The sequence below is a fragment of the Aquimarina celericrescens genome, assembly GCF_042682765.1.
GTDB classification, from domain to species: domain Bacteria; phylum Bacteroidota; class Bacteroidia; order Flavobacteriales; family Flavobacteriaceae; genus Aquimarina; species Aquimarina celericrescens.
The window spans coordinates 704,233-717,653 of the sequence record NZ_JBHUHY010000003.1 but is presented as its reverse complement, the minus strand read 5'-3'; the positions used below and the strand labels follow the sequence as shown (position 1 = coordinate 717,653).

Genomic DNA, 13,421 nt, shown 5'->3' with positions numbered 1-13,421 from the left:
CTAAGTTAATTGGTCATCCTTGCTATCAGAATTAGAGTTTCCTATCCCTTTGGGAAGAGGATTAAGGTGAAGGTTTTAATGTAGAAATCCTCTCATCCTAGCCTTCTTCCCCTTGGAGAAGGAATCCAAAATGCTTACAAAAAAGTAACTAGCAACTTAAGCTAAATAATAGTATTTTTACCCCTCATCGTTATATCTATGGCCAAAACTAAAACCGTTTTTTTCTGTCAGAACTGTGGAGCTCAATATGCCAAGTGGCAAGGACAATGTACATCGTGTAAAGAATGGAATACGATCGCAGAAGAAGTGGTTCAAAAAGCCGAAAAAAGTGATTGGAAAAGTGCATCATCTACTGCAAAAACAAGAAAAACTGCCAAACCTTTACGAATATCAGAGATTGATACCAGTCAGGAAGCCAGATATAATACCGACGATAGAGAACTCAATAGAGTACTAGGTGGTGGATTAGTTCCTGGTTCTCTCACTTTATTGGGCGGCGAGCCGGGTATTGGTAAAAGCACACTGCTGCTTCAGATCAGCTTGAAATTACCTTACAAAACATTATATGTTTCAGGAGAGGAAAGTCAGAAGCAAATCAAAATGAGGGCAGAACGTATACAATCAAAAACTGATAATTGCTTTATCCTTACTGAAACCAAGACTCAAAACATCTTCAGGCAAATTGAAGCAACAGCACCTGATATTGTCATTATAGATTCTATACAAACCTTACACAGCGATTATATCGAGAGCAGTGCAGGAAGCATCTCCCAGATTAGAGAATGTACTACAGAATTAATCAAGTTTGCCAAAGAAACTGCTACTCCCGTAATTCTCATTGGTCATATCACCAAAGACGGTAATATCGCCGGGCCCAAAATTTTGGAACACATGGTAGATACTGTTTTGCAATTTGAGGGTGATCGTAATCATGTATATCGAATCTTGCGTGCTTTAAAAAATCGATTTGGCTCGACTTCTGAACTGGGTATTTATGAGATGCAAGGGAGTGGACTACGAGAAGTGAATAACCCCAGCGAGATCTTAATCTCTAAAAAAGAGGAAGAATTAAGCGGTACTGCAATAGCTTCGACTCTTGAAGGTATGCGGCCTCTAATGATAGAAATACAAGCATTAGTAAGTACTGCGGTTTATGGCACACCACAACGTAGTGCCACAGGATACAATCTTAAGCGTCTTAACATGATCCTGGCAGTTCTTGAAAAGAGAGCAGGTTTCAGGCTAGGAGCAAAGGATGTTTTTCTAAACATTACCGGGGGAATATCAGTAGATGATCCAGCAATCGATCTTGCTGTGGTGGCTGCTATATTGTCCTCTAGCGAAGATATCCCGATACCAAAAGATTATTGTTTTGCAGCAGAAGTTGGACTTGCCGGTGAGATTCGTCCCGTAACCAAGGTAGAACAACGCATACAAGAGGCAGAGAAACTAGGGTTCTCTACCATCTTTGTTTCAAAATATAATAAGATATCACTTCAAAACACTCAAATCAAAATTCAGCTCGTTGCCAAAATTGAAGATGTTGTGGAGTATCTCTTTGGATAATTTATGGCGCTGGATTAGGATTACCCTCGTGTACAGCTTCAATCTCTTTTAGAACCTCATCAGAAAGTGTAAGATGAATACTGTCGATATTCTCTGTAAGCTGTTCCAGGCTTGTAGCACCAATAATGTTGCTAGTCACAAACGGACGATCATTTACAAAGGCCAGTGCCATTTGAGTTAAACTAATCCCATGTTTTTTGGCAATTTCGTTATAGGCTCTTGTGGCTTTAAATGAATTCTCATTATGATATCTCGCAAATTGAGGGAACAAAGTGACTCTCGCATTTTTTGGAGCATCGTCAAGGTATTTACCCGTAAGCTGTCCAAAACCCAGTGGAGAATACGGTAAATGACCTACATTTTCGCGATGCAGTACTTCAGTAAGTCCAACCTCATCTTTTCGGTTCAGCAAATTATATGGATTTTGTATAGTAATCATTTTGGGCGCACCTTTTCGCGCTTCTTCAGTATAACGCATTACACCGTAAGCAGTCTCATTAGACACCCCAATTTGTCTGATCTTTCCTTCTTTTATAAAATCCTGAAGGTACCTTAGCACCTCAGCAAAATTATCGTTCCATTTTTCAGCTTCATCATGTTGATATCCCCGCACACCAAAGAAATTGGTGTTACGCTCTGGCCAATGGAGTTGATATAGATCAATATAATCTGTTTGCAATCGCTGCAAACTTTTGTTAATCGCATCTGTAAATTCTGCTTTAGTAAATCCACCTGTACGAATATGTTTTACAAAGTCGCGAGGCCCAACAATTTTTGTTGCTATCACTACCTCATCTCGTTTTCCTGATTTTTTAAGCCAGGTCCCTATAATTTTCTCAGTACTTCCCTGAGTATCCTTGTTAGCAGGAACCGAATATAGCTCTGCCGTATCAATAAAATTTATGCCTTGTGTTGTCGCATAATCTAATTGTTGGTGCCCTTCTGCTTCAGTATTTTGTTCTCCCCAGGTCATGGTCCCCAGACATATTTTGCTTACTTTGATATTGGTGTTGGGTAGGGTAGTATACTTCATATTTTTGAACTCTGGGTTTTTAGTGGGTTAACGGTTTCAAAAGTAGAAACTATCCTTCTAAATCTTTGCAAAAATTATCATAATAAATCGCAATTGTGCACCAAGAAATGTGTATAATCTCTACAATCCAGAATGATTTATCTACAGTTACAAAGAAAATAGCATAGCATAAAATTATTCAATTAATTGATAAACAGATACTTATTAAAAACCACCTCTATGGAATGATTATTTCTATCTATACTAATAGTAAGTAAACCATATACTCTATGCTAGACGAGGATTGGTGTGATTTAATAAATAGGGGTACGACTGACTTTACCCTATTTAACCGAAAAGAGCTTCTACCAGAGGCTCTTTTTGTGTTTCAGGTTATAAAAAATTAACGCTATTAATCAAAAATAACGGACATAGCTACCCCATTGCCATGTCCGTTTCAAACAACTAACCAACCTAAAATTTCATTAACATGTTCATCCTTTTCAGTTTTATAGGTACATGATAAAAGTAAGGTTAAAGGATATGCTATGAAATATGTAATGAGGGAATGGAAGTTTTGAGTGAGGGAAGTTGATTTTTTGGCTAATTTCAGATAGCGATAGCGATACTTTGTTACAGCAAAAAAGCTTCTAACCAGCTTTTAAAAATTTGAGCAGTATTTGAATTACTCATCAAGATATAAAATCAAACATAAATAGAATACTACGCTTTCTTTCGATACCAAAACAAAATTAAGAACAGTAGCCCAAGAAGTCCTAATCCTATTGTCCAGTACTGCCATGTGGGATTATCAAAATGTATTGGAGCAGGATCTCCCACCAAGTAAAAACCTCCCCAGTAGAAAGGATGCGTACGATTAATATTGGCCGTACTTAAATATTGTAGTTTGGCTTGTTGTAACGCTTTAGCTTTGTTCATTCCTTCTTTGAGATTACTGTAGAAATATTTCATCAAATCTGGTGTAGTTTGGTCTGAAACTTCCCACCCCGTTAATAGCAAACTCTTGGCTCCTGCATATTGAAAGGCGTTTCCTAAGCTCATGATCCCTTCGCCTTTGGCTATTTTACCGCTTCCTGTATTGCATGCACTTAATACGGTAAGTTCTGCCGGAATATTTAAGGCAAATAATTCATGGGTATATAAAAAGCTATCTTCTAGGGTATCTTTACTTTTTGTAAAAAATAACCTTGAGTTTTCAGGATGTTCATGATCTACTTCGCCATGAAGAGCCAAATGCAAAATATTGTACTTATCAGCATTATTTTTGAAGTTAGCTTCGATTGCCTGAGAACCATAATAATACTGCCCGTCTATTATATCAGAAATTGCTTTGATTTCTTTACGAGTTCCGGGCAGATCATCTCCCGCATCTCGTAAAGTAGCTAAACTCATCATTTTGGTTTCTGCGATATTAGTACTGTCTGAAAAGGAAAAGGCCAAACATTCTCGTGCCACGCCTGATCGTTTTTGATTTTGAAATGAATTGAATAGCAGGGTAGCAGAATTGGCATAGCTCACGGTGTAATGTCTAAGTAAATAAGGCAAATCTTTAGGGTTCTTAGTATCTGTTTGTCGCGTAAGCAATAGATCAAAGTTGAGATGCCATAAAGGGCCATCGGGTACGATGATCAATTGATCACCAACTAATTCATTCTTTATTGGGGATATCAACTTTTGGTATAATTGATTTGACTGGTTTTTGAAGGAACTCAGGTCTTTATTACTAATATCTTTTCGAAACTGTTCTATATCCTGCTGAAGATTAGGAGTTGACAATGGTTTTACAGCTAGTTTGTTTTTAGTAATCGTAAACGCATAGGTAATGCTATCGGTTGTAAAAAACTCTACCAAAGTAGTGGTATTATCCAAATTATCTTGAATATCAGAAACTGAAACCACGTCATTTTGATATTTGAGCTGGTAATATTTAGGGTACTCTTTTTCTAGAACGTTGGTCAATGAATCTTGTTTTCTACTAAGGTCAAAGAGTTGGTTTTCGTATTGTTTTATTTTTAAAGAATCCTTATTCCGTTTTTTAGATACTTCTGAAAGTAATTGTGATTGGTAGAAAGCTTTATCTGTTTTCAGATTTTGTTCTAAACTTATTATTTCTTTGGGTAATTGTGCAAAACTTTTCGCTGAAAAGGTGTTTAGTTGTTCTTTTAGGACATTGGCTTTACTTTTTTCAGCATAATAAAACGCTTTATCTAATGATGTGGAATTATTTTCTAATTGATGTAAAAATATATGAGCTTCGATAGTACCTTGATATATTTTTTTAGAATTTTCGACAAATGTTACTTTGTCTCTATAATTATTTAAGGACTGTCTAATTGAATTTATTACTAAATCAGCATTATTGTAGATAACAATAGATTCTTCAAGGTTATTCTTATCCTTTTTTTCATCATATAAGTCTTTAAAAATTTTTGCTTTCCCCTCTAAACTTATTAGTAATTCCTTTAAACTGAAGAATTCATTGGGGTCAAAGCTGTTATTAGCAGTATTTTTTTCTTTTTGTTTCGAATTAACAATAAGCGCTTTTTGATAATGTTGTAAAGCATTATAAAACTCTCCACTTTTTGAATAAGCAAATGCTGTATAATTATAAGTGGTAGAAAGTTTAGGGTTATTTTTTCCTAAAGAATTTTTATAAGTATTTTGAGATTTTATAAAATATTCTAAAGCTGTAGCGTAATCTTCTATTTCTTCATACGTTTTACCAAAATTATTGTACGAGTGTGCCGCAAAAGAACTTTTCTCTCCATAAGTATTTAAGATTATATTTAACCCTTTTTGGTAGTACTCCAGCGCTTCGTCATATAATTTCATTTTATGATAAACAATTCCTGCATTATGGTAATTCTTAATTAATATGGGATGATCTTCATGAAAGAGCTTTTCATTTATTTCAATTCCTCTTTTTAGATATTCTAACGCTTTAACATAGTTTTCTTTGTTTTTATATGTAATGCCGATCTTATTATATAGTTCTGCGATAGAGGGATGGGTGTCTCCGAATAATCTTTGATAATTATCTAAAGCCTTTTTATAATACTCCAATGCTTTATCAAAGGCATAAGTTTCATTATACAAGGTCCCTATGTTTTCATATGATTTGGAAGCGTACAATTGATTTTCATTTACTATGCTTAGCCTCAATGCTTCTTCATAATATCCTAAAGCCTTATTGACTTCTAACCTATTCAAATAAGCATTTCCAATATTTACATAACTACTGATTACACTTTTATGTTCTTTCCCAAACTTATTAATTTTGATTTCAATACTTTGTTTGTAATTTTCAATAGCAAGATCATATTTACCAATGTCACTATAGATCAATCCGATATTATTATGAAAATTAGCAACTTTTGGATGATATTTACCTAAAACTTCCATGGTAATGAATAAAGCTTTTTGGAAATACTCTAAAGCCTTGTTAGGATCTCTTTTTTTGGCATAAATTATACCAATACTATTATATAATGTTGTAAAGATCAAATGATTTTCCGAATATAATTTTAATCGAATTTCAAGTGATTTTTTATAATTATTTAGTGCATTATCAAAATTAAAAGCTTGATCATGGTAGTTTCCTAAATTATAATAGGCATTTGCCTCTTCAGCAGTATTTTGGCCAATATATTTAGAATTAATTTCCATTGCCTTTTTCGCATTGAATAATGATTCTTTAAGTTTTCTATTTCTCCACTGATTTTCAGAAATCTTGTTATAACAACTAGCCACCCTCTCCCATGCTTTTGCTTTTTTATAAACAGGCAGAGCTTTTGAGAAAAGCTTAATGGAGCTATCGTGTTTTCTAGCAGTTAACAACGAATCTGCCTTTTGATAATATTGCCAGGCTAGTAAAGTATCCTTTGCTGTTTGTGCTTGAGCATTGAAAAATGGAATAGTAATGCATACAATTACAAAAATAGATGGTGCAAATCTCATAATTTAAGAGTAAGGTCTATACTTATGAATAGCAAAGAAAGGCAAAATGTTACTGTTTTTCTCATCACGAATATTATTTTCAAAATGAAAAGATTACTTCGTTGCTCCTTTTTCGTAATGGTCATTGCAGTCAGCAGATAGTAATGCCAGCTTAGCGATTATTATTCATGTTTTAATTTTGACCCGTAATACTATTCCTTATTCATTTTATTAGAGATACCGCATTTTCTACGCACCGTTCTTTCGGCAAGAGCGGCGGCGTTTCTGGCTGCATCCTCAGCGCCCCCGTTGTTTACAATCTCGTTATAAACCGTTTTGTTTTCTATAAGACCGCGTAGGATACACACAAATCCCGGGCTGTCTTTACCCTTGTAAGGATTCTTTTTATTAGGTTTTGCAATCAATTCTCTAAACAAGCGATCTTTTAATACGGCATCTTTTTGAACCTCTACTACCAATTTATTAAGTTCATCTTGTTCTTCAGGATACATATCACTTACCTTATCTGTAGCGTTAGCATACTCATCATTGGTAAAATTGAAATAGTTGTAAATATCAAAGTAGTTGTTATCTCCTTGTTCTTCCTCTTGCACCTCTTCTTCACTTTGTATTTCTTCTTCGTTCTGGTACTCTTCTTCGCTTTCCTGGCTCATTCCTTTAAACACAGATACCAGTATTAGTATAGAAATAGATAGCTTCTTCATTTGTTCAATGGTTTTAAATTGATTGGGGTATATAAACGTCTTGCAACGTCCTTTTGTTATCTGTCTTCCTTATTTTTACGATTTTCACTTTACATAATTAAGAATTTTATTTTTGTTTACTAAATTCGTGGCACACTTTTTGGTTTTTATTGAATAAAATGCCTATTTTGAGGCGATTTTTAAGGTTATTTTAACAATAAAAAAAGTTTTATTACGTTGTGATAACCGGTGTAATTAACCTATAAACTTTTAATACATTTTTTAACACCCAAACATTATGAAAAAATTATTTCTACTTGCATTTGTGCTATGCGCAGGATTCTCGGTTCAGGCTCAGGAAGATACTTGGAAACAGAGAGCTGAATCTTTTACTCAATTATACGCTCTAGCATCAGAACTAAATGACGTTACGGAAAACGTAGTAGCGCAAGGTAGTGTCGTTTCTGTAGTCAAAAAAGATGGAACTATCTCAATTGAACAAAAATTGGATCCTTCAAAACCAAAAGAAAAGAAATTTTATAATTATAATTTGCTGACTTCGACTGGAAAAATTGTTCCTCTTGATTTGAAGAATTCTGAACGTGTAATCGAAAGTTTTTATTCTAAGCTTTTACAGCTAAAAGAAAGCTTGAGAGTTAACTACGACCAAGATGTTGATAAAATATTGGGAGATCTTTTCAACTAGAATAGTAATATATTTATTAAAAAAAAATAGCGGCCAAATGGCCGCTATTTTTTTTACATCCTGCTTCAATTATATATCGTTGAGCAGTTTTGAAATTTCGTCCAGTTTTGGAGTCAAAATCACCTCGATACGTCGGTTTTTGCTCTTTCCTTCGTTGGTGTCGTTACTGGCTACAGGAGCAAACTCTCCTCTACCTGCAGCAGTTAAATTCTGCGGATCAATTTGACTATTTTCTAACAAAATATTGACAATAGCCGTAGCCCTTTTGGTCGATAGATCCCAGTTACCCGATAACTGTGCATTACCCAGGTAGGGATCGTCATCGGTATGACCTTCTATTAATACAGCGATATCAGGATTTTGAGCCAGTACTTTACCTAATTGTTTTACGGCTTTACGGCCTTGTGTTCCTACAGCCCAGCTTCCAGATTCGAACAGCAACTTATTTTCCATAGAAATATAAACTTTACCATCGCGTTCTTCTACGGTAAGGCCTTTACCTTCAAAATTACGTAAGGCTTTAGAAATTGCAGATTTTAACGCTTGCATCTTGGCATCTTTGGCGGCAATTAAGCCTTCTAGTTCGTTAACTCGTTGCGAGCGCGCTTCTAAATCTCGTTGTAGTGCATCCAAACGCGTACGCTCTTTAGCCAATGCTCGCTCCTTATCCTCAAGTTGTGCCAATAATTCTCTGTTCTTTTTGCTATTGGCAGCAATGGCAGCAGAGCTGTTTTTTTCTAAAGCGTCATACGATCGTTTCAGGTTTTCATAATTGGCTTGAGCAGCTTCATAGTTACGTTGCAACTCGTCTCTTTCGGCCTTTGTTTTTTCGTACTGTGTGCTAAGCTCGTCTATTGACTTTTTATCGGCCCTGTTTTGTTTCTCCAGTGCCGCTAATTCGTCTTCCATTTTACGATTTTCTCGTTTCAGATTGGCATACTTATTTTCTAAATCTTTATAAACTTTAGACGTCACACACGAAGTCATAAGTAAACCAATGACGATAATGAATACAACTTTTTTAATCATTTTATGGGGTTTTATATACTACAAATAATTATATACTTCTTTTTTTTGACTACTCACTACTACTCTCCTGTCACATCGAGCGTAGTCGAGATGTTTTTTGTCTACCTTTCGACGTAAAGTAATAGAAAAGCAAAAATTACAGTTCTAACTCTACTACAATCGGACAATGATCACTATGTTTTGCCTCTGATAAGATAACGGCTCTTTTCAATTTTTCTTGTAGAGGTTTGGCGACCATCCCATAATCTAAACGCCATCCTTTGTTGTTTGCCCTGGCATTAGCCCGGTAGCTCCACCAGGAATAATGATGCGGTTCCTTATTGAAATGTCTAAACGAATCAATAAATCCACTATCCATAAAATTACTGATCCACTCGCGTTCTACCGGTAAAAATCCAGATACATTTTTATTACGTACTGGATCGTGAATATCGATGGCTTGGTGACATATATTATAATCCCCCAGAATGACGAGGTTTGGATGGTTCTTTTTTAAATGATTTATGTACGATTGAAAGTCAGCCATATATGTTAACTTATGTTCTAATCGATCCATATTAGTTCCACTGGGCAAATACAGGCTCATTATTGAAACTCCATTAAAATCTGCCCTAAGGTTACGCCCTTCATGGTCCATATATTCGATCCCGGTACCATATTCAATATGATCAGGAGCAGTTTTAGATAAAATTGCTACTCCGCTATATCCCTTTTTCTGGGCACTATACCAATAATTATGAGGATATCCAGCTTCGGCAAACACATCAAGATCCAATTGGTCTTTGTTGGCTTTTATTTCCTGAAGGCAAATCACATCGGGATCTGCTTGTTGTAACCACTCTAAAAATCCTTTATTAAGTGCCGCTCTAATTCCGTTTACGTTATAGGAAATAATTTTCATGAAGTATCAATTTAAATTTTTAGTAAAAATAAAATTTACTGTTATTCCATTGTCTAAATACATCATAAACTTTTGGGTGTTACAAACTAATTAGGCTAAAACCTCTATCTTTATAAAAACAACCACAAATCATGAAGATCATGCTTAAAATAGCGTACCTATTTGCCATGCTTAGCCTGTATACCTGTGCCACTACAAAAACTACAAATACGGCTGAAGCAAAAGCTGATGTACAGCAAATAGATGAAAAAGAAATGATTGAAAAAGGATTTAGCAAAGGCACCATCACTGTAAACAAATCAAAAGATTGCCCCTATGTTCTTACTGTCGAAGAATATCAAGACAAGCTGGATCCTATTAATCTTGGTGAATTTTTCAAAGACGGTCAGATACCTGAACGAGTTTGGGTAAAATTTTCCAGTCTTAGAATGCCCAGCAGGTGTAGCGAAGCGCGTCCTGTTTCCATTAATGAAATAAACAAACGTTCTAAATAAATTTATAGCACGCCAAACCCTACCACATTCCTTTTACTATTGCCAAGTCTGGCAAAATAAATACCCGACCTGGCAAAAGACATGTCCAATTCGTAGGTGAAAGTATTATTCCCATCTTTTCTTATAAGATTAGAAGCTACAATTTGTCCCCTAATATTAAATATATAAATTCTTTCTTCAACAGGAGCGTTAGGATCTGTTTTAGTGATTACAAATTGATTGTTAGGTTGACTAACTACGATCAAATCAGTTACGATGTTGGGGTCTGGCCCTACGGGTTCATCGACTATTTCTACTGTATAATCATGTGTGGTTCCAAATTGCATTGAACCACATGGTTCATTAAGAAGAGCCCCATTATTTGTATTAGTATCACCCGCTCTAATTCTAAACAAGTGCGAACCCAGTGTAGCATCTCCGCTTAGTGATAATGCATAACTCTGATCTAGATTAATCTCTGTAATAACTTGACTGTTTAATACTAATTCTGATACTTCAAATATATTATCATCATCAAAATCTATCCATACAGAAAATTGCTCAGACTCATTCTCATCTGCAAATCCAGATTGAACAGTTAGGGTATATTCCTCTGATCTGTTAAGCTGTATTATGAAATCATTTGTAAAATCTTCATATCCCGTAGTACAGTTTATTGGTGAATTGGTAACATTTGCCAGTTGGAACGAAGTTATCCCGTCTCCAAACTGAGCACAATCAGATGTAGGTGCACAAATTGCGTTTTCTATGGTTCTTGTTATAACATCATTGGTGGTGTCCTCATCACTGGATAATAAGGCACCTATTTGAAAACTATACTCTCCAAACTCCAGAAGGTTTACTGTGGTCGTAAACGTGTATATCGCAGATTCTTGAGATGCCAACGTCCCGGTAAACACTTCATTAACACGAGTTCCCTCGTTAAGCGAATAAAAAACAGGAATATTTGATTGTGGTGAGCCTCCATAATTAAAAATGGTAATCGTTATTTCTTCTTCGGCAGTAAACTGACCATTGGCCTGTGGCGCAACCAGGTCGGTTACTCCAACATCATTAGAAAATAAATTTCTAACATCTCTAGATGAGCAATCATTTTCTGGAGTAGTATCCCCAGTCAAATTAGTTTCTGCAGTGATATTATAAGATCTCTCTGCTGTAAGATCTGCTGGGGTAGCAAAAGAAAAAGAAGCCGTTCTTCCTGCACTCAAAGGCCCTGCAAATAATTCGGTAACTGGTGTTCCCCCATTAATAGAGTAACTCACTGGAATATCAGTTTGTGTAGAAGAGCCAAAATTTTTGATAGTTACCGTAATAGTTTCATCTGTAGCCAAAACTGCATCTATAGGAGTATCTATTTTTATTACGCCAACATCACTGGTAACATTACTGGCAATTTTAAAAACTCCAACAATATTTCTTGCGTTATCTCCTGTTTCTTCAAAATATTCTGCGATATGCCAAAAGGTTTGGTCATCTAACGGATCTACGCTCAACTGGGCATAATCACCATATCTATTTTGATCTGTATTATTGATTGCAGTACCAATGGCAATAGTCTCTTCGGGAAACGTCATAGTGCCTAAAGGGTCATCGACTAACCTACCCGTATAGCGAATCGACACAAAACTATCTTCTGTGGCTAAATTGGTCGTCGTGCCCATCGTAGAATAACCCATACCAATATTACCAAAAACGTCCATTGCCATACTGGCACACCACGCACTTTTGCCATCTGTAGAAGTATAGGTCCCTTCCTGAAAAACCGTCCAAGGTTGTCCATCTCCATTCTGTCGTAACTCGTACCATCTAATTCCAGAAACATTGTCAGAATCCTGTCTGTCATCAATATCTACCGGAAAATTAAGCACTACAGCATTGTAATCACAAAATCTTCTGTAATTAGTGGCATACATTACCGCTCCTTGTAACACATCAATATCCTGACCATCATTAGGCTGAGGAAGATTCCCAAACGAACCTCCATCAAATGTAGAATCAAATGCATTGATAGCTCCACTGCTCACCGTTAATTCTTCAGATTCAGCGATGGTTGATTGACCTGGATTTATCCAATCTACATTAATAGTCCATAGTTTAAGAGCGTCTTCAGTAACTCCCTGCCATGCGTCATCCTGGTAATAGATTATTCTTGCATCGCCATCTGGAGGTAGTGTATTACCTATGGCATTAAATGATGCCGGACTGTAGAACCCTCCAATTCTTGCTCCTGGAAGTGGGAATCCCACCATTTTTACATTTTCTTCACCCACCAGCATTTTTTCTCTTTCTACTACAAATACAACTTCATCATTTTGTAATGAGTTTTGATCTTTATTTGCGGTTACATAATACCCATCTGACCATATTGAAAATTTTGTGTAATCAGGGAAACTCCCGGTATCAAATCGATACGTAAACCAACCATCATTTACAGGATCTGGACCTTGGCATACTGCTACCAAAAATCCATTAGGTGAATTAGAAAATTGAGTAACTACAAATCGATCTGCAAAACTATCATAAAATACGATAGGATCTCCCAGACTTTCTCCTGGAAAGATATTTTCTAATGACGCTGAAGCCATTAACTCGACTCCTGAGCGATCATGTATCGCAAATTCAAAGTTCTTGGCACTTACATAATGATTGGGACCTATAGCCCCTGTAGGATCCGATGGGGAAAATGTACTTGTATTGGCTTCAAAAATTAAAGTAGGGGCTTTACTAGCTCTTATGCTTTGAGCGCTCTTTTGCCTTTTCACCAATGGATCCGGCCCTTTAGATCCTTTTCCCGGTACTATTTTATTTCCGTCTGTTCTTCTGGGGTTTATCTTACCTTTTCTTGGTTTTCCAGGGATTAACTTCTTCCCTGCCATCGGTTCAACATTTTTCATATATGTTGCGGTAGAAATCAAACTGGCATTTTTTATTTCTTTCTTTTTCACTTGAGAAAAACCAAGTGTGATAGAGAATATAGAAACTAAAACTAAAATCTTTTTCAACAGCATAAAATGGGCATTTATTGAGTAATTAAACTCTGTACTTTTCGACT

General features: G+C 35.8%; 9 protein-coding genes. 3 read left to right on the top strand and 6 right to left on the bottom strand.

Features of this window, described 5'->3' with window-relative positions; all coding sequences use genetic code 11:
- The first annotated feature begins 198 nt into the window (after positions 1–198).
- Entirely contained in the window at positions 199–1,566 is a 1,368-nt protein-coding gene (gene radA / locus ACFSJT_RS06980; protein ID WP_378319505.1) for a DNA repair protein RadA, read from the top strand.
- Between the two features lies 1 nt (position 1,567).
- Here radA and ACFSJT_RS06975 read toward each other — a convergent pair whose 3' ends face one another.
- From ACFSJT_RS06975 to ACFSJT_RS06965, 3 genes are all read right to left on the bottom strand, one after another.
- Entirely contained in the window at positions 1,568–2,599 is a 1,032-nt protein-coding gene (locus tag ACFSJT_RS06975) for an aldo/keto reductase (protein WP_378319504.1), read from the bottom strand.
- A gap of 702 nt (positions 2,600–3,301) precedes the next feature.
- Positions 3,302–6,556, bottom strand: coding sequence for a CHAT domain-containing protein (locus ACFSJT_RS06970; protein ID WP_378319503.1), 3,255 nt, complete (start codon positions 6,554–6,556; stop codon positions 3,302–3,304).
- Positions 6,557–6,747: 191 nt separating this feature from the next.
- A complete protein-coding gene (locus ACFSJT_RS06965) occupies positions 6,748–7,260 on the bottom strand; it encodes a hypothetical protein (protein ID WP_378319502.1) in 513 nt (170 codons plus the stop codon).
- A gap of 277 nt (positions 7,261–7,537) precedes the next feature.
- Here ACFSJT_RS06965 and ACFSJT_RS06960 point away from each other — a divergent pair, with 277 nt between their 5' ends.
- Positions 7,538–7,945, top strand: coding sequence for a hypothetical protein (locus tag ACFSJT_RS06960; RefSeq protein WP_378319501.1), 408 nt, complete (start codon positions 7,538–7,540; stop codon positions 7,943–7,945).
- Positions 7,946–8,014: 69 nt separating this feature from the next.
- Here ACFSJT_RS06960 and ACFSJT_RS06955 read toward each other — a convergent pair whose 3' ends face one another.
- Positions 8,015–8,974 (bottom strand): OmpA/MotB family protein, encoded by a 960-nt coding sequence (locus ACFSJT_RS06955; protein WP_378319500.1) that lies wholly within the window; start codon positions 8,972–8,974, stop codon positions 8,015–8,017.
- 136 nt (positions 8,975–9,110) lie between these two features.
- Positions 9,111–9,875: an exodeoxyribonuclease III gene (locus tag ACFSJT_RS06950; RefSeq protein ID WP_378319499.1), complete on the bottom strand. Its 765-nt coding sequence runs from the start codon at positions 9,873–9,875 to the stop codon at positions 9,111–9,113.
- A 131-nt stretch (positions 9,876–10,006) separates the two neighbouring features.
- Between ACFSJT_RS06950 and ACFSJT_RS06945 the strand changes: the two genes are divergently transcribed.
- Positions 10,007–10,369 carry a hypothetical protein gene (locus ACFSJT_RS06945; protein ID WP_378319498.1) on the top strand — a complete coding sequence of 121 codons (363 nt, stop codon included), beginning with the start codon at positions 10,007–10,009 and terminating at the stop codon, positions 10,367–10,369.
- A gap of 2 nt (positions 10,370–10,371) precedes the next feature.
- Here ACFSJT_RS06945 and ACFSJT_RS06940 read toward each other — a convergent pair whose 3' ends face one another.
- On the bottom strand, positions 10,372–13,377 hold the full coding sequence (locus ACFSJT_RS06940) for a GEVED domain-containing protein (protein ID WP_378319497.1): 3,006 nt from the start codon (positions 13,375–13,377) through the stop codon (positions 10,372–10,374).
- Between the last annotated feature and the right edge of the window lie 44 nt (positions 13,378–13,421).